This is a genomic window from Paenarthrobacter nicotinovorans (assembly GCF_021919345.1).
GTDB lineage: Bacteria > Actinomycetota > Actinomycetes > Actinomycetales > Micrococcaceae > Arthrobacter > Arthrobacter nicotinovorans.
Genome location: NZ_CP089293.1, coordinates 475289 through 492311, shown reverse-complemented (window position 1 = coordinate 492311; position 17023 = coordinate 475289). Strand labels below are relative to the sequence as shown.

Sequence of the window (17023 nt, the reverse complement as noted above, 5' to 3'; positions counted from 1 at the left end):
ATCTGTTTAGTCCAGGCCCAGTTCGTCCTTGCCGAAAGCGAAGAGGTACGGAACGCCGGTTTCGGCTTCGATCTTCTCTTTGGCACCGGTGTTGCGGTCCACGATCACAGCCACGGCCACCACGTTGCCGCCCGCCTTGCGGACACCTTCGACGGCGGTCAGCGCGGATCCGCCGGTGGTGGACGTGTCCTCGAGGACCACCACGTTGCGGCCTTCGACTGAGGGACCTTCCACCTGGCGGCCCATGCCGTAGGACTTCTGGGCTTTGCGGACGACGAAGGCGTCCACGGCACGGCCGGCATCGGCAGCAGCGTGCATGACAGCGGTACCGACGGGGTCGGCACCCATGGTGAGTCCGCCTGCGCACTCAACCGCAACGCCGGCGTCGTCGATCATTGCCAGCATGACCTGGCCTACCAGCTTGGAGGCCTCGTGGTGCAAGGTGATGCGGCGCAGGTCGATGTAGTAGTCCGCTTCCTTGCCGCTGGAGAGGATAACCTTGCCGCGGACCACCGCCAGCTCTTTGATGAGTTCAAGAAGGCGGGCACGGGCAGCAGCAGTGTCGACTGCAGGGAAACTGGTGGAAGTCATGGCTCCTAGTTTAGTGTGCCGGTGCAGCCGTGGTTGCCCTGATGACCAGGCGCGGATCCACGATCTGGTCCCGGGTTCCCGCTTTCCCCTCCAGCTGGTGCAGCATCTCTTCCATGGTTTTTCGCCCGAGTTCTTCGAAGTCCTGCTTGATGGTGGTCAAGGGAGGCATGAAGAACCCGGCCTCCGGCTGGTCGTCGTATCCCACCACGCTGATATCGCCTGGTACGTGGCGGCCGGCTTCCTGGAGGGCGCGGAGGACGCCGACGGCCATCTGGTCATTCGCTACGAATACAGCGGTTACGGAGTCGTGGTCGATGAGTTCCCGTCCGGCCTGGTATCCGGATGCGGCATCCCAGGCACCCTGGAGCAGGACGCTCGCCTCGAGTCCGGCCGTGTCCATCGCCTCCCGCCAGCCCTCAATGCGCTCCGCCGCGTCAATCCAGTGCGTGGGCCCGGAAATGTGGGCGATGCTGCGATGCCCCAGCCCGATCAGGTGTTCCACGGCCAGCCTGGCTCCCAACCGCTGGTTGAGGGACGCTCCGGTGAGCTGGTTTCCCGCACCGGCGCCTACGGCCACGATCGGCACAGGGACTGAAACGTCATGCAAGGCCGCAAGGACATCGGGATGCGGAACCAGGATGACGATGCCGTCCACGGATTGGCTGCGGAAGTGGCCCATGGCGTCGTTGATACTGTCACTGGTCACTTCGCGAAGATTCGCGATGCTGACGAAGTACCCGGCTTCCCTGCCCGCCTGCTCGACTCCAAGCAACGTGTTCGCGGGCCCGAACTGCCCCGTTTCGCAGGCAAGGACACCAATGGTCCGCGACCTCCGCGTCACCAGGCTCCGTGCTGCGGTGTTCCGGCGATAGCCGAGGCGGGCTATCGCCGCTTCCACCCGTTGCCTGGTGTTGTGGCTGACGTTCGGGTGGTTGTTCAGGACACGGGAAACCGTTTGGTGGGAAACCCCGGCCATTTTCGCCACATCCCCCATCACCGGGGGCCGGCTCGGTGAGTCGGGGGCGGCCCCGGGCAATACCCGGGGCCGCAGTGTTGGCGGTTGCTCACCGCGTGGCATCAGATGCTACTTCGCGTCGACGCCCACAGGCTCCGCCGTGGAAGCGGGTGCCGCTTCGGCAGCTGGAGGCGTGGTCTTCCACTTGAACCGGCGGCCCATGGAGGAACCTCCGCCGGCACCGGTCCGGTTCTTGTTGAAGATGTCGAAGCCGACAGCCAGCAGGAGCACCAGGCCCTTGATGAGCTGCTGGTAATCAGTGCCCAGGCCGAGAATGGACATGCCGTTGTTCAGGACGCCCATGATCAGGCCACCGATCATGGCTCCTGCCACGGTGCCGATGCCGCCCTGGACAGCTGCGCCGCCGATGAACGCTGCAGCGATGGAGTCCAGCTCGAACCCGGTACCGCCAGCAGGCTGTGCCGAGTTCAGGCGGGCCGTGAAGACCAGGCCCGCCAGCGCGGCCAGGACGCCCATGTTGACGAAGAGCCGGAAGGTGACCTTCTTGGTCTTGATGCCGGACAGCTCGGCGGCGTGGAGGTTGCCGCCAATGGCATAGGTGTGGCGGCCAAAGATGCTGTTGCTCATCAGCGCCGAGTACAGGATCACAAGGACTGCCAAGACAACCAGGACAATCGGGGTTCCACGGTAGCTGGCCAGCAGGAAGGTGATGATGAGCATCAGGAGTGCGATGAAACCGTTCTTGACGGCGAACCACGCCATCGGTTCGTTCTCCAGGTTGAACTTGCGGCGCACCCGGCGTTCCTTCAAAGCTTGGAAAAGGATGGCTGCCGTACCGCCGACACCCAGGATCACGGTCAGCCACTCAAGAACGGACGTGCCACCGGAGATGTCCGGCAGGAAGCCGCCGCCCAGGGCGCGCAATTCGTTCGGGAACGGGGTGATCTGCTGGTTCTTGAGGGTAATCAGGGTCAGGCCACGGAAGATCAGCATGCCGGCAAGGGTGACGATGAATGCGGGGATACCAACGTAGGCAATCCAGTAACCCTGCCAGGCACCCACGAGGGCACCCACCAGGAGGCACGCCGGGATGGCGAGCCACCAGGCCCAGCCCCAGTGCACGATCATCACACCGGCCACGGCGCCGATGAAGCCGGCAATCGAGCCCACGGAGAGGTCGATATGACCGGCAATAATGACCATCACCATGCCGATGGCAAGGATCAGGATATAGCTGTTCTGGACCACCAGGTTGGTGACGTTCTGGGGCTGAAGGAGGATGCCGTCGGTGAGGACCTGGAAGAGGATGACAATCAGGATCAGGGCGACGAAGATGCCAACCTGGCGGAGGCGGCTTGTGAGGAAGCCAAGGGATTCTCGTAGGGCGGACATGGTGGCTATTCCTTCTCTTGAGTCATGTAGTGCATGAGGGTTTCCTGGGTGGCTTCGGCGATGGGGACCTCGCCGGTGATGCGGCCCGCTGAGAGCGTGTAGATCCTGTCGCAGATGCCCAGGAGTTCCGGCAGTTCGGAGGAGATCACAATGACCGCTTTCCCCGAGGCCGCCAGCTCGGCGATGATCGTGTAGATCTCAAACTTGGCGCCCACATCGATCCCACGCGTGGGTTCGTCCAGGATGAGGACGTCGGGGTCGGAGAACATCCACTTGCTGAGCACCACTTTTTGCTGGTTCCCGCCGGAGAGCTTGCCCGTGATCGCAGCGACCGAAGGCGCTTTGATGTTCATGCTCTTGCGGTAATGGTTGGCCACCGTGGTTTCCTGGTTGCCGTCCACCCAACCGCGTTTGGCCAGCTTGTTCAGGGCAGCCATGGAGATGTTCCGCTTGATGTCTTCAATCAGGTTCAGGCCGTAGTGCTTCCGGTCCTCGGTGGCGTACGCAATTCCGTGCTCGATTGCATCCGAAACCGTGGACGTGTTGATCTCCTGGCCGTACTTGTAAACCTTGCCGGAGACCGCACGGCCGTAGGTACGGCCGAAAACGCTCATCGCGAGCTCGGTCCTGCCCGCACCCATGAGGCCGGCCAACCCAACAACCTCACCCTTACGGACCGTCAGGTTGGCGTTGCTGACCACCATCCGTGAATGGTCCTGTGGATGCTGGACCGTCCAATCCTCGATGCGGAGGACTTCTTCACCGATGTTTGGGGTCCGGTCCGGATACAGGCTTTCGAGATCGCGTCCCACCATGCCCCGGATGATGCGTTCCTGGGTGATCTGTCCCTGGTCCAGGCGCAGTGTCTCGATGGATTTGCCATCGCGGATGATGGTGACGGCGTCGGCCACTTTGCGGATCTCGTTGAGTTTGTGGCTGATGATGATGCTGGTGACGCCCTGGCCTTTGAGGTGCAGGATGAGGTCCAGCAGGTGGTCCGAGTCTTCGTCGTTCAGCGCCGCCGTGGGCTCATCGAGGATGAGCAGCTTCACCTCCTTGGAGAGCGCCTTCGCGATCTCCACCAACTGCTGCTTACCCACGCTGATGTGCTGGATGGGCGTTACGGGATTCTCGCTGAGACCCACCCGGGCCAGCAGTTTGGCGGCCTCCAGGTTGGTCTTCCGCCAGTCCACCCAGCCGTTCTTGGCAAGCTCATTGCCCAGGTAGATGTTCTCGGCGATCGACAGATACGGGCTCAGTGCCAATTCCTGGTGGATGATCACGATGCCGCGCTTCTCGCTGTCCGTGATGCTGGAAAATTCGCAGGGTTCGTTCTCGAACAGGATGTCGCCGTCGAAGGTGTTGTGCGCGTAGACGCCGGACAACACTTTCATGAGGGTGGATTTCCCGGCTCCGTTCTCACCACAAATGGCGTGAACCTCACCTCGGTTGACGTCCAGGGTGACGTCCTGAAGGGCTTTTACACCGGGGAAGGTCTTGGTGATTCCTCGCATTTGAAGAATGGGTACGTTCATCGTCAATTCCCGCTGACTGGTTGAAACTGGGCCGGGTCGAGGACTCGACAGGCACTGGGATGCTGTGGCCCCACCGCTGCGCGCTGCAACACAGGGCGGTGGGGCCACAGATTGGGGAGGTGGTTACTTGACGTCGGCTTCGGTGTAGTAGCCCGAGTCGATGAGTTCCTTCTTGTAGTTGTCCTTGGTGATGATGACTGACTTCAGAAGGTATGCCGGAACAACCTTGACCTTGTTGTTGTAGGTCTTGGTGTCGTTGGTTTCGGGCTCACTGCCCTTGAGTACGGCGTCTACCATTTTCACGGCTTGGGCGCCGAGCTGACGGGTGTCCTTGAAGATGGTGGAGTACTGCTCGCCGGCAATGATGGACTTCACGGAACCCTTTTCAGCGTCCTGACCGGTCACGACCGGGAGCTTGCCGGTGGAGTAACCGCCGGTGCTGGTAAGAGCGGAAATGATGCCGATGGACAGGCCGTCATACGGGGACAGCACGCCGTCGAGCTTGGTGCCGGAGCTGTAGGCGGAGGTGAGGATGTCTTCCATGCGCTTCTGGGCAACGGGTGCCTGCCAGCGGAGGATGGCTGCCTGCTCGAACTTGGTCTGGCCGCTGGGGACCTTCAAGGTGCCTGCATCCAGGTACGGCTTGAGGGTATCCATTGCGCCGGTCCAGAAGAAGTTGGCGTTGTTGTCATCCGGGCTGCCCGCGAACAATTCGACGTTGAACGGGCCCTTGCCCTCTACCTTCTTGCCGCTGGCATCAACGAGTCCCAGACCCGTCAGCAACGACGTGGCCTGCTGGACGCCCACGGTGTAGTTGTCGAACGTGGTGTAGTAGTCCACGTTCGGCGTTCCGTTGATGAGGCGGTCGTAAGCGATGACCTTGACGTTCTGTTCCTTGGCCTTAGCCAGGACGTCCGTCAGCGTGGTGCCATCGATGGCTGCGATGATGAGTGCCTTCGCACCCTTGGTCAGCATGTTCTCGATCTGGGAAACCTGCGTGGGGATGTCATCGTTGGCGAACTGCAGGTCCGTCTTGTAGCCGAGGTCCTTCAGGGATTTCTCAACATTGGCACCGTCTGCGATCCAACGCTCCGATGTCTGCGTCGGCATCGAGATGCCTACCAGCGAATCGCTGGGCTTTGCGGTGCTGGAAGACTCCGCCGCGCCTCCACGGCTGCCGCAGCCTGTGGCTCCGACGGTCAAGGTTAGGACGACCGCTACGGCGCCCAGGAGTTTTTTCAATCTCACGATGCTCTCCTTCCGCGGCAGCAGTGCCGCGAACTCTGATGCAGCCGGAGCATCTGCGCGTCCGGCACGGTGAAGCTGGATGTGGCCTGCGTGCTGGGGGCTGCACAAGCCATTGAAAAGGTATTGCGAATGCCATTGTGAACGCTAACAATACCCGGGGTCAAGTGCTGTAGATCACGAATTGGTTGCAGGCGGCGCCCCTTCGTCAAAGTCTTGATTTACAACGTTGTTAGCGTTCACAATGACCCGCGTCACTCTCCGGAACAACAAAACCCGGCACCGCCTGGTGGGCGATGCCGGGTTTGAGGTGTTGCTCCGCGATGGCAGGGAAGGACAATGGCGCTTCAGACGCGCTCCGTTGTTGGGGTATCCAGGCCAGCCAGCGCTGAGTCCACCTCATTCACGATGTCCTCGACGGGCTGTGCGATGTCCACCACTACCCCGGCTTCGTCATTCTGCAAGATTTCCAGTGTGGCAAGTTGGGAGTCCAGCAACGAAGGCGGAATGAAGTGCCCGGGCCGCGCCTTCATGCGTGCGTCCAGCAGTTCGCGCGTCCCTTGCAGGTGCACGAAGACCACGGACGGGTCGGCGCTGCGGATGATGTCCCGATAGGAGCGCTTTAGCGCGCTGCACGCGATGACAAGAGAAGATTCCGACGCCGGGAATCGCCTGCCGATCTCGGCCAGCCATGGTGCGCGGTCGTCGTCGTTCAGCGGGGTACCCGCTGCCATCTTGTCGATGTTCGCCTGCGGGTGCAGCGAATCGCCGTCGAGGAATCCAGCGCCGAGGCGTTCGGCGAGGGCCGCACCCACGGTGCTCTTTCCGCAGCCTGCGACGCCCATCACCACGATGTGGTGATGGGCGCTCGCACGGGTCAGAGGTTTACCAGTCATGAACGGTGCCGTCCACGAGGCGGTTGTAGGGCAGGTAGGCCTGCTGGTACGGGAACGCGGCAGCGGCTTCCTCGTTGAATTCGACGCCGATGCCGGGGTTGTCGCCCGGGTGCAGGTAGCCGTCCTTGAAGGTCATGGACTGCTGGAAGACCTCGTTGGTCTTGTCCGAGTGCTGCATGTATTCCTGGATGCCGTAGTTGTGGATGGCCAGGCCCACATGCAGCTGCGCGGCGAAGCCCACCGGGGAAATGTCCGTGGGGCCGTGGAAGCCGGACTTGATCTGGTACTGCGCAGCGAAGTCCATGACCTTCTTCAGCGGTGAGATGCCACCGAAGTGGGTGGAGGCCGCCCGCACGTAGTCGATCAGCTGTTCCTTGATGAGGGTCTGGTAGTCCCACACGGTATTGAAGATTTCGCCAATGGCCAGCGGGGTGGTGGTGTGCTGCCGGACCAGGCGCAGGCCTTCCTGGTTCTCGGCAGGAGTGCAGTCCTCCAGCCAGAAAAGGTCGTAAGGCTCCAGGGCCTTGCCGAGTTTGGCGGCCTGGATGGGGGTCATGCGGTGGTGGCCGTCGTGCAGCAGCGGGATTTCCGGACCGAACTCGTTGCGCACCGCTTCAAAAACGGTGGGCAGGTGGCGGAGGTACGCGCGGGTGTCCCAGTCCTCTTCCTGCGGGAAGGCACCGCGTCCGGCGGGCTCGTAGTCGTAACGCTCGCCAGAGGCTTGCGCCTGCGCGGCCACACCGTAGACGGCCTTGATACCGGGGATCGCGGTCTGGATACGGATGGACTTGTAGCCCAACTCCAAGTGCTCCCGGACCGAGTCGAACAGCGACGGAATGTCCGCCCCCGAAGCATGGCCGTAAGCGCGCAGCCCATTACGGGAAGCCCCGCCCAGCAGTTGGTAGACCGGCATCCCGGCGACCTTGCCCTTGATGTCCCACAGAGCCATGTCGACGGCGGCAATCGCCGCCATGGTGACGGGGCCACGGCGCCAGTAGGAGCTGCGGTACAGGAACTGCCAGGTGTCCTCGATCCGGTGCGGGTCCTTACCGATCAGAAGCTGCGCGACGTGTTCCTTCAGGTACGCGGCAACGGCGAGTTCACGGCCGTTGAGCGTCGCGTCCCCGATGCCCGTCACACCGTCCTCGGTGGTGATGCGCAGGGTGACGAAGTTGCGGGACGGGCTGGTCACGAAGACTTCAGCGGCAACGATTTTCATGGTGTGGCATTCCTTCCAATGGCTATGCGTGGGTGCGGGCAGCGGCGATGGCGTCTTGCTGCCGGTGAACATGGGAAACCAAGGCACTGTCCCCGGCCAGCCCTGGGCTGAGGAGTGCCAGCAGCGCAGCGGTGCGTTGTTCGCCGTCGAGCGTCTTTGCGGTTTTGATGTCGTCTGCCAGGGGGTCCTGGAAGTCTTCAGCCGCGGACAAGTACGCGGCCCAGGCCGCGATCATGCGGGCAGCGCCGTCTCCTGAACGGCCAAGGGCACGTTCAGCGGCCAGGACAGGCAGGGCGCGCATACGCAATTTGGTGGTTCCGTCCATGGCAATCTGCGCCAGATGATGGGCAATCCGCGAGTTGCCAAAGCGGTCCAGGAGGGCCCTGCGGTATCCGGGAATATCCAGGCCTTCGCCGGGCAGATGGCGGGATGCTTCATCCCAAAATGCCTCCACGGCGGCCCTGCAGGTCCCGTCGGACAGCGCTTCTGCCACGGTTGTGTGGCCCCGGACCAAGCCAGCATAGGCAAGGATTGAGTGCGCTCCGTTGAGGAGCCAGAGCTTACGGTTTTCGTAGGGCTCAATGTCGTCCACGAAAACCGCGCCGGCATCCTCCCACCGAGGACGGCCGCCCGGAAAGTCACCGCTGAGGATCCAGTTGTGGAAGGGTTCAGCCACCACGGCGGCCTCATCCCGGTAGCCGCACTGTTCGGCCACTTCCGCAAGGTCCTCCGGAGTGGTGCGCGGCGTGATCCGGTCCACGGAGGTACCGACAAAGCTCACGTTGGCATTGATCCATTCGCCCAGGGCCGGGTCAGTCGCCTCTGCAAGGGCCCGCACCGCCTTCCCGGCAACCAGGCCGTTTTCCGCAAGGTTGTCGCAGCTGACCACGGCGATCGGACCGGCGTCGGCGTCCTTGCGGGCAGCGAGCGCCGTGACCAGACGGGCCAGCGGCGTTTCCGCGCCAACCGCCGCATACGCCGCTTCCGTGATGGTCAGCGTGACCACAACCGTGGCGGGTGCGGCCAGAAGCCCGGCCAGCCGCCCGATGTCGGAACCATCCACGGCTTCCACAATGCTGCCGATGACCTCGAAGGTGTCGCCCGCGCCCGAGCGCTCCACCACAGTGAATACACCGTCCTGCCCGGCCAGCAGGTCAGCCGCGTCGGGCCTGCGTCCGGTGAAGGCCGCGATGCCCCAGTCAGCGGCATCGCCGGCGTGATGGGTGTACCAGGCCTGGTGGGAGCGGTGAAACGCCCCCAGGCCAAGGTGCACTATCCGGACCGGCGGTGTGGCTTGCCCCGGAAACGCGCTGGCGCGGCTGAGCCGCGGGGTCGTCTGGGCACTCACAGTTTGAAGACCCTTCGCGGGGAAGAATCGACGACGTCGACAATCAACTCGTGTGCGCGGTCCTCACTGATGCGGTGCTCGGCAACGAGCCGTGCCAGGAACGAGGCCTCGATCCGTCGTGAGGCGTCGTGCCGGGCGGGGATGGAGCAGAAGGCGCGGGTGTCATCGATGAACCCGGATGACCTGGAGAAACCTGCTGTTTCCGTGACGGCTGAGCGGAACCGGAGCATGGCATCCGGGGCGTCAAGGAACCACCAGGGCGCCCCGATGTAGACCGAGGGGTAAAAGCCTGCCAGTGGTGCGAGTTCGCGGGAGAAGACGGTCTCATCGAGCGTGAACAACACCAAATGGAAGTCCTTGGCAGTGCCGAAGTCCTGCAGCAACGGCCGGACCGCTTCGGTGTAATTGACGGCGAACGGGATGTCGTGGCCCGTGTCGGCGCCGAAGGCTTCGAACGTGGGCTGGTGGTGGTTCCGGAAGGAGCCTGGATGGATGGTCATCACCAGCCCGTCCTCCACCGACATCCTTGCCATCTGGTACATCATGTGGGCTTCGAAGGCATCACGATCCAAGGCCGTGGCGAGGCCGGCACGGGCCTTGTCGAACAGGGCCTCCGCTTCGGCCTCGTCCAGTTTCAGGGTTGCCGGTGTCCTCACGCCATGATCTGCGGACACTGCCCCGTGATCCACGAAATAACGACGGCGATTCTCCAAGGCGGTGACGTATCCCCGGTAACCTGTGCCGCCGTCGGACGCTTCGGCAACGAGCCGATCGACGTTGGCCGCCCACGCCGGGTGCGCGATGTTGATATACGCGTCCGGGCGGAAAGTCGGCAGCACGCGGCCGTGGAAGGACGGATCAGCGGCCAAGGCGGCATGGCTGTCCAACGAGTCAAGGGGATCATCGGTGGTGGCGAGGACCTCAATATTGAAGTCCTTGAACAATTCCCGGGGACGGAACCCAGGCTCCACCAGCTTGGCGGAAATGGCATCGAAGCTCGCGTCCGCGGTCTCCGCGGACAACTCCCCCCGCCACCCAAAAACCGACTCGAACTGCGTCCGCAGCCAGTACCCGGAGGCGGTGCCATCGAACAAGGGCCACGCCTCACAGAAGGACCGCCAGATACTGCGCGCCCCCGCCTGCGGCTGCAGCTTTTCCAGCGGAACACCGGAAGCATGAATCAGTCGCGTCACGTAGTGGTCCGGGGTGACCAGCAATGCCGCGGGATCCGGGAACGGCGTGTTCTGTTCGATCACTGCCGCGTCCACGTGGCCATGCGGGGAAATGATGGGCAGGTCCTGGACACGCCCCAGCAAGGAACGCGCGATGCTGCGCGTCCCCGGATCCGCTGGAAGGAGGCGGTCGGGATGGGTGGCAAGGGAATGGGACATGGTCAGCCTTTCGGGATGGAACCGGCGGAGAGATCGGCGCTGGCAGGAACTGACAGTCCGGCCAGCTCTGCTACCCGGCGCAGGTACTGCAGGTTTCCGGCGGTGCGTGCAGTGAGCGGGACGTCCGTGGAGAAGTCCTCTACTGTTACCCATTCGTCGTAGCCCACCTCGGCCAAGGCTTTGAAGTAGCCAAGGACGCTCCCCTGCCCCTCGGCCAGCGGCGCCCACTCATTCACCCAAACAGCAGCTCCGGCTTCGTCACGTTCCTCCGTACGGATCCACCGGGCATTCTTGACGTGGATGTGGGCAAGATACGGGCCGAGCAACTGCAGGGCGGGCAAAGGTGATTCCCAGCCTTCGATCAACAGGTTGCCCAGGTCATGAATGACTCCAACGTGCTGCGGGTCCAGGCCTTCCAGGAGCCTGCGGGCCGATGATGCCGAGGCCGTCACCGTGCCGTGGTGCAGTTCCACGAGTGCCTTGACGCCATGGTGCGCGGCGCGTTCGGCCACCCACTCGTAGTGTTCCCGGGTGGCCGCAAACAGCTCAGGGTAGGACAGGCCGCTGGGCTCGCCGCCCCCCATGGTGGAGTTCCCGAGCGGCAGGACGTTGCCCCGGACCTGGCGTGCGCCCAAAGCGGCGGTGGCGGCAAGAACGCGCTCCACGCCGTCGTGATTGTCGCAGCGGGCGTAACCGCCCAGGCCGGAGTACTCCAATCCGGCATCCGTGGTGACCCGGGCAATCTCCGGCAGCGAATCCTCAAGGCCGGTCATGGGCCAGGTGGCCATGTTCCCTGCCCAGAAGCCGGGTTCGGGCGAATCAGCCTGGTCGGTGACCCGCCATTCGATGCCGTGCCAGCCCTGGGCCGCCAGCTCCGTCGCAGCTTCCTGCGGTGACCATTCCGGTGTGGAGGCCGTGAAGACCGAGAATTTCATGCCGTGACCTCCTCAAAGTGGCCGTTGCCGGTCCGAACCTCAACGTCGTTGTACTTGCCTGCAACCACGTCGGCGATGAGCACGGGGCGGCCAAGTGTGGCCGAAACGTACAGCGCGCGTACCGTGGCCAATGCCGTGACGGCATCCTGGATGGTGACGCCTGCCGGCCGGCCGTTCCTGATGGCGTCCACCACGTCCCGGTATTGGCGGATGTGGCCGGCGGGATAGAGGGTAGGGTCCAGCTTTGCCTGCGGTGCCGGGTCCGCGAACCTGGCCAGTTCCGCCTCAGCCTGGTTGCTGGCGCCGGGCATCCCCATCGGTCCGCTCTGTGTCTCTTCTTCTGAGGCCGCAGTGTGGAAGAACTGGAGGTTGTCGCTGTCGATGACGGCTGATCCCATGCTGCCCATGACCTGCAGCCTGACGCTCAGCCCCGGGTAGGCGGCGGTGGTGGCGTGAAGTACTGCGAGGGCACCCGATTCAAAGGTCACGGTGGCCACCGCGGTGTCCTCGACTTCAACGCCGGTGTGTGCCAGGAGGGCCGTTTTGGCACTGATTTCGACCGGGGTGCCCAGGAACCACAGCAGGAGATCGACGGTGTGGACGCCCTGGTTCATCACTGCCCCTCCCCCGTCCATGGCCCAGGTGCCACGCCAGGCGCCGGAGTCGTAGTAGCCCTGGCTGCGGTACCAGCTCACGGAGGCGATGGCCGATGTCAGCCGGCCGAAGCGCCCCGCACGATTGGCTTCGTCCACCACGATGCTCGCGGGATCAAAGCGGTGCTGGCTGATGACGCTGGCTACAAGTCCCTTCTCTTCCGCTGCTTTCGCTGCAGCGAGGATTTCGTCGGCGCGGTTGAGGTTCACGTCCAGGGGCTTTTCGATCACCACGTGCTTGCCGGCGTTGAGTACCTCCAGAGCCTGCTCGATGTGCAGTCCGCTGGGGGTAGCAATGATGACGAGATCGACGTCGGCACCTGCGAAAGCTTCGTCCAGACTCCGGAACGTGGCCGGCCGTGCCGCCCCCTGGTCTTCTATGTGCTGGGCCAGCGCGTCTGCAGCTTCCGCGATCTCATCCACCAGGGCCGTGACCTGCAGATCACCGATTTCGGCGACGGATGCCGCATGGGTGCGCCCGATAGTGCCGCAGCCGGCAATGGCGACGTTGAGGATGGGGTTGGACGTTTCGGTGCTCACTTGGTTTCCACTCCTGCTTCGTTAACGACTTTGGCAAAGGCCCGGGCGGCCATCCCGAAAGCGGTCGGTCCCGAAAAACCGCCCAGGCCATGGGCTCCGGCCAGATGTGGTTCAAGGCTCGCGAATCCCTCGAAGCCGTCCGCTTTCAACGCCTCCACGGTGCGGAGCAGATCGCCGTCGCCCTCACCGGCAGGAACCACGACGCCGTCCGCGAACCGTGCGTCCTTGACCTGCAGGTACTCGAGGTGGGGGCGGAGTTTGGCATAGCCCTCGTCGAAGGGCTTGACGCCCACCTGGACGAAGTTGGCCGGATCCCACGCGACTTTCAATGCCGGCGAGTTCACGGACTCGATGATGTCGAGCACACGTTCGGGGGTGTCTCCGAAAATGTCCTTCTCGTTCTCGTGCAGGAGTACCACTCCGGAGTGTTCAGCGACGTCCGCCAGAGCACGCATCCGCTCGATGACATCGTCCCGGATGCTGTCCACGTCCACGCCTTCTCCGTAGTAGAAGGAGAAGATGCGGATGTAGCGGGAGCCGAGAACTTGCGCTGCGTTGGCTGCACGGCGAAGGCGTTCAACCTCGTGTTCCACCGGCAGCGTCACGTCCACCTTGCCGATGGGGGAAGCAATCGCCGAAACTCCCATGCCTGCCGCATCCAGGAGCCTCTTTAGTTCCGCCAACTGTTCGGGATCAAGGTCCACGATGTTGGTCCCCCAAGCACTGCGGACTTCGATGTGGTTCGCACCCAAAGCCTGGAGCACCGCGATCTGCAGGACCGGGTCGTCGTCGATCTCGTCTCCGAAGCCCGAAAGCGTCCACTGGACTGTTGCTGGACCGGTCATTGCTACTTAACTCCTCCGGCGGTGAGACCGCCCACTAGGTAACGTTGGAAAATCAGGTAGAGAATCACGACAGGCGCCGCACAAACGAGCGAGGCCGCCATCATTTGCCCGTACAGGGGAATCGCTCCACCCTCCTGCGAGGCTCCGAAGACCTGGAGGGCCACTGCTGCCGTCTGGCTGTCGGGCCGGGTCATCACCGAGGCGAAAAGGACATCGTTCCAGCCGAGCAGGAAGGCAAAGATCCCCGAGACCACAATTCCGGGCCAGCTGAGTGGAAGGATGATCCGGACCAGGACGCCCAGGTTGCTGGCGCCGTCGATCCTTGCAGCCTCTTCAAGTTCGCGTGGCAGCCCACGCAGATAGGTGACCATCACCCAGGTGGAGAAAGGCATCGCGAACGTCAGGTAGGTGATGAACAGTCCCCACTGCGTACCGATCACCTGTACGCCAAGGTAGCTGGCGGCCGAGGAAAAGAGCACGAAGACCGGAAGGACCATCAGGGTTCCCGGGACCGACTGCAGGGCAAGAAGTCCGCGGAGGATGGAGAGCCGGCCACGGAACTGGTAGCGGACCAGGACATAGGCAATGGAGACGGACATCGCAGCCGAAACCACCGCAGTGGCTCCCGCGACCAGGACACTGTTGCCGAGGCCCTTCGCCAGGCCCACACTGGACCAGATCTTGGTGTAGTTCTCCAGGGAGAACGTGGAAGGCCAGAACTCACCATTTGCCACGCCGATGTCAGAGTTGACCGAGGCCAGGAAGATATAGGCCACGGGGATCAGGACGATGGCACTCAGGACTGTCAGGATGATCGCCAGCATGGGGCCGGGCAGGAGACGGGTTACTTCGTGCTGCCGCCTGGAACCGGGGCGGAACGTGGTTCCGGCCGGGACTCCGCGCGACGTGCCGCGGACCGAGGTGGTTGATGCGCTCACTTCTTGCCTCCCGGCGTCTCTGCGTCGTCCAGTTTGACGGCGCGCAGGTAGATGAACAGCGGAATGGCGATCAGCACCAAGGACACGAACGCCATGGCGGCGCTGAGGCCGAAGCGGAAGCTCTGGAAGCTGGTGACGTAGGTGAGGATCGGAAGCACTTCGACGTCGGACGGCGCCGGGACCCCGAACAGCACGAACGGGAGCGTGAAGTTGTTGATGTGATGGAGCATGCCGATCAGGAAAGCGAGTGCCAACGGCCCCTTGAGATAGGGGAAGATGACGTACCGCAGCTTCTTCCACCACAGCGCTCCGTCCAAGGCGGAGGCCTCGTGTACCTCGTGGTCCACGGATTGCAGGCCGGAAAGGGCCAGCAGGTAGATGAACGGCCAGGAAGCCCAGATCTGGACCAGGATCAGCGTCCAATACGTTTGCGGTCCGTTGAGCCACAATCCACCGTCCATGCCAAAGACACCCAGCGCCGAGTTGACCACTCCGTCCGGCTGGAACATGGTCCGCCACACCGTTGCCACCACGAAGGAGGGCAACACGTACGGGATCAGGAAGATCGAACGGACCAGCGCGCGGCCCTTGAAGGCATTCTGCGTGGCTACAGCCGCGGCGATCCCCAACGGCAACGTGACCACCATGGCGATCAGGGAGTAGCTGACGCTCAACCACACCGAGTGGAGCAGCGGTGAATCAGTCAGGGCCTCCACAAAGTTGTCGACACCAATGAACGGTGCGCTGACCCATTTGCGCAGTGAGTATTGGTCGAGGTTGAGCGCCGACATGTAGATGCCCAGGAACAGCGGGACCACGATGATGACGAACATCAGGACGCCGCCGGGGATCAGCATCCACAGTGGACGGTTGCGCTCACTCAAGCCCTTGCGACGGGCGGGTTTCCGGCCATTGCCGGCCGGCTGGGTGGCTCCTGTGCCTGCGTTTGGTGAGGCACCGGCGTCGAGCGCTGGTTCTGTCGGCCCGGACCGGGCCAGCTGCCCGCGGGCAGCCGGACCAGCCACGGTTTTCATTTCCCTGAAGGAATCAGTGGACATGGGAAACCCTGCCTAGGACTTCGCGGCCCGGTCGAGGGAGGCCTGGCCCTTGGACTGTGCATCCTTCAGCCGTGTCTCCAGTGCGCCGTTATCTACAGAGCCCTTGGCCAGGTCCGGAATGGACTGGACGGTGACGTTCAGGAGTCCCAGCTGGATATCGCCCCAGGCGCCTGTGAAGGGGGTTGCCTTCGACTTGCTCGCGGCATCGGCGATGGGCTGCAGTTTGGGATCAGTCAGTGACGCGAGTGCCTCGGCATTCGCAGGGAGCTCACCGAAGATCTTCTGGTAGTTCAGCTGCTCTTCCTTGGAGGTGATCAGCTCGATGTAGGCGAACGCAAGGTCCTTCTGCTGGGAGTAGTCGGCAACCACTACGTTGTCGCCGGAGAGGATGCTCGCGGCCTTGTCGCCGTCGCCCTTGGGGGAAGATTCCCCGGGAGCCGTAGTGGGCATGATGGAGTAGGCGTACTTACCGGCGATGGCTGACTTGTCCAGGGTGGGGATCGAACTGGATGTGGTCATCATCAGGTATCCGGCCTTGCCGGACGCGAAGGCCGCTACGGCGTTGCTGTTGCTCCAACCGATGGCTGCCGGATCCACTACCTTGTCCTTGGTGAGCCAGCCGAAGTAGGTCTCGTACGCTTTCTTGACGGTGGGGTCATCCATCTTCAGCTTGTCGCCGTCCACCAGGGGGTTTCCTGCCTGCACGGACATGGCCCAGATGAACTTCCACGGGTCGAAGTTGTCCTTGTACCCGGTTGCCAGGCCATAGGTTCCGGTGCCTGCGTTGGTCATCTTCTTGGCCTGTTCGGCAAGCTCATCCCAAGTGGTTGCGGGCTTTTCGATTCCTGCGGCGGCGAGGAGGTCCTTGTTGTACGCCATGACAAACGGGCGGCTGACGAAGGGGATGCCGGCCTGGTGCTCGGAGTCAGGACCTGAAATGCCCAGTGCGGCCGGGTTGAAGCGGTCCTTACCGCCGACCTTCTTCCAGTCATCCTCCGACAACGTCACGAAGGCCTTGGTGGCGTAGGCGGTGGGCGTGAAGGTGGTGCCCAGGCTGTAGACGTCCGGGCCCTGGCCGGAAACAACGGAAGTCTGGATGCGGGTCAGCTCATCGTTGGCTGAAGCAAAGGTCTCGAACTCGACGTCGGCTCCGGTCTTCGCCTTGAACTTTGCGGCGATGTCCTTGAACCATTCCTTCTGCTGCTCGGGGTACTGGTTGTTGACGCCGGTCAGGATGTTCAGTTTCTTGCCCGTTCCGTCAACGGCGCCCCCGGAGCTGTTGGACGTGCTGCTGTTGTCGCTCCCCCCACACGCTGTCAGTGCCAGGGCCGCCGTCAGAGCGACGGCGGCAAGTTTGGCTGATGGTGCAAACCTCATTGTTTCCTCCTTGGATACACAGCCCGTTAGTGGTCTACGTCACAGGGGCTTCGGCATCGAGTCTATGAGTCCGGCAATGGTGCG

15 protein-coding genes are annotated in these 17023 nt (G+C 63.0%); all 15 read right to left on the bottom strand.

Translation table 11 applies throughout. The annotated features are described in order from the left end of the window. Positions 1 to 6 precede the first annotated feature (6 nt). The 15 genes from pyrE to JMY29_RS02390 all read right to left on the bottom strand — a co-directional run bounded on the left by pyrE (position 7) and on the right by JMY29_RS02390 (position 16939). Positions 7 to 591: an orotate phosphoribosyltransferase gene (pyrE, locus tag JMY29_RS02460; protein ID WP_018779451.1), complete on the bottom strand. Its 585-nt coding sequence runs from the start codon at positions 589 to 591 to the stop codon at positions 7 to 9. 10 nt (positions 592 to 601) lie between these two features. Beyond that, the gene (locus JMY29_RS02455; protein ID WP_039239484.1) at positions 602 to 1585 is read right to left on the bottom strand and encodes a LacI family DNA-binding transcriptional regulator; all 984 of its coding nucleotides are present in this window, start codon (positions 1583 to 1585) and stop codon (positions 602 to 604) included. A gap of 90 nt (positions 1586 to 1675) precedes the next feature. Next, a complete protein-coding gene (mmsB, locus tag JMY29_RS02450; RefSeq protein WP_018779453.1) occupies positions 1676 to 2959 on the bottom strand; it encodes a multiple monosaccharide ABC transporter permease in 1284 nt (427 codons plus the stop codon). A 5-nt stretch (positions 2960 to 2964) separates the two neighbouring features. Continuing rightward, positions 2965 to 4494 carry a multiple monosaccharide ABC transporter ATP-binding protein gene (mmsA, locus tag JMY29_RS02445; protein WP_020608553.1) on the bottom strand — a complete coding sequence of 510 codons (1530 nt, stop codon included), beginning with the start codon at positions 4492 to 4494 and terminating at the stop codon, positions 2965 to 2967. Between the two features lie 123 nt (positions 4495 to 4617). After that, the gene (chvE, locus tag JMY29_RS02440; RefSeq protein WP_026267409.1) at positions 4618 to 5742 is read right to left on the bottom strand and encodes a multiple monosaccharide ABC transporter substrate-binding protein; all 1125 of its coding nucleotides are present in this window, start codon (positions 5740 to 5742) and stop codon (positions 4618 to 4620) included. 344 nt (positions 5743 to 6086) lie between these two features. After that, positions 6087 to 6635 carry a gluconokinase gene (locus tag JMY29_RS02435; RefSeq protein WP_229778696.1) on the bottom strand — a complete coding sequence of 183 codons (549 nt, stop codon included), beginning with the start codon at positions 6633 to 6635 and terminating at the stop codon, positions 6087 to 6089. Next, a complete protein-coding gene (gene manD, locus JMY29_RS02430; protein ID WP_039239482.1) occupies positions 6625 to 7854 on the bottom strand; it encodes a D-mannonate dehydratase ManD in 1230 nt (409 codons plus the stop codon). The genes JMY29_RS02435 and manD overlap by 11 nt, the downstream gene beginning before the upstream one ends. Positions 7855 to 7876: 22 nt before the next feature. Beyond that, positions 7877 to 9202: a mannitol dehydrogenase family protein gene (locus tag JMY29_RS02425; RefSeq protein WP_189076699.1), complete on the bottom strand. Its 1326-nt coding sequence runs from the start codon at positions 9200 to 9202 to the stop codon at positions 7877 to 7879. Further along, a complete protein-coding gene (gene uxaC, locus JMY29_RS02420) occupies positions 9199 to 10593 on the bottom strand; it encodes a glucuronate isomerase (RefSeq protein ID WP_189076700.1) in 1395 nt (464 codons plus the stop codon). Before uxaC ends, JMY29_RS02425 begins: the two co-directional genes overlap by 4 nt. Before the next feature lie 2 nt (positions 10594 to 10595). Next, a complete protein-coding gene (locus JMY29_RS02415) occupies positions 10596 to 11528 on the bottom strand; it encodes a sugar phosphate isomerase/epimerase family protein (protein ID WP_189076701.1) in 933 nt (310 codons plus the stop codon). Next, positions 11525 to 12721, bottom strand: coding sequence for a Gfo/Idh/MocA family protein (locus tag JMY29_RS02410; RefSeq protein WP_018779461.1), 1197 nt, complete (start codon positions 12719 to 12721; stop codon positions 11525 to 11527). Before JMY29_RS02410 ends, JMY29_RS02415 begins: the two co-directional genes overlap by 4 nt. Further along, positions 12718 to 13566 carry a sugar phosphate isomerase/epimerase family protein gene (locus JMY29_RS02405; RefSeq protein WP_189076702.1) on the bottom strand — a complete coding sequence of 283 codons (849 nt, stop codon included), beginning with the start codon at positions 13564 to 13566 and terminating at the stop codon, positions 12718 to 12720. The genes JMY29_RS02410 and JMY29_RS02405 overlap by 4 nt, the downstream gene beginning before the upstream one ends. A 2-nt stretch (positions 13567 to 13568) precedes the next feature. After that, positions 13569 to 14504, bottom strand: coding sequence for a carbohydrate ABC transporter permease (locus JMY29_RS02400; protein WP_018779463.1), 936 nt, complete (start codon positions 14502 to 14504; stop codon positions 13569 to 13571). Continuing rightward, positions 14501 to 15562: a carbohydrate ABC transporter permease gene (locus JMY29_RS02395; protein ID WP_039239471.1), complete on the bottom strand. Its 1062-nt coding sequence runs from the start codon at positions 15560 to 15562 to the stop codon at positions 14501 to 14503. The genes JMY29_RS02400 and JMY29_RS02395 overlap by 4 nt, the downstream gene beginning before the upstream one ends. Positions 15563 to 15574: 12 nt before the next feature. Then, a complete protein-coding gene (locus tag JMY29_RS02390; protein ID WP_055973789.1) occupies positions 15575 to 16939 on the bottom strand; it encodes an ABC transporter substrate-binding protein in 1365 nt (454 codons plus the stop codon). Between the last annotated feature and the right edge of the window lie 84 nt (positions 16940 to 17023).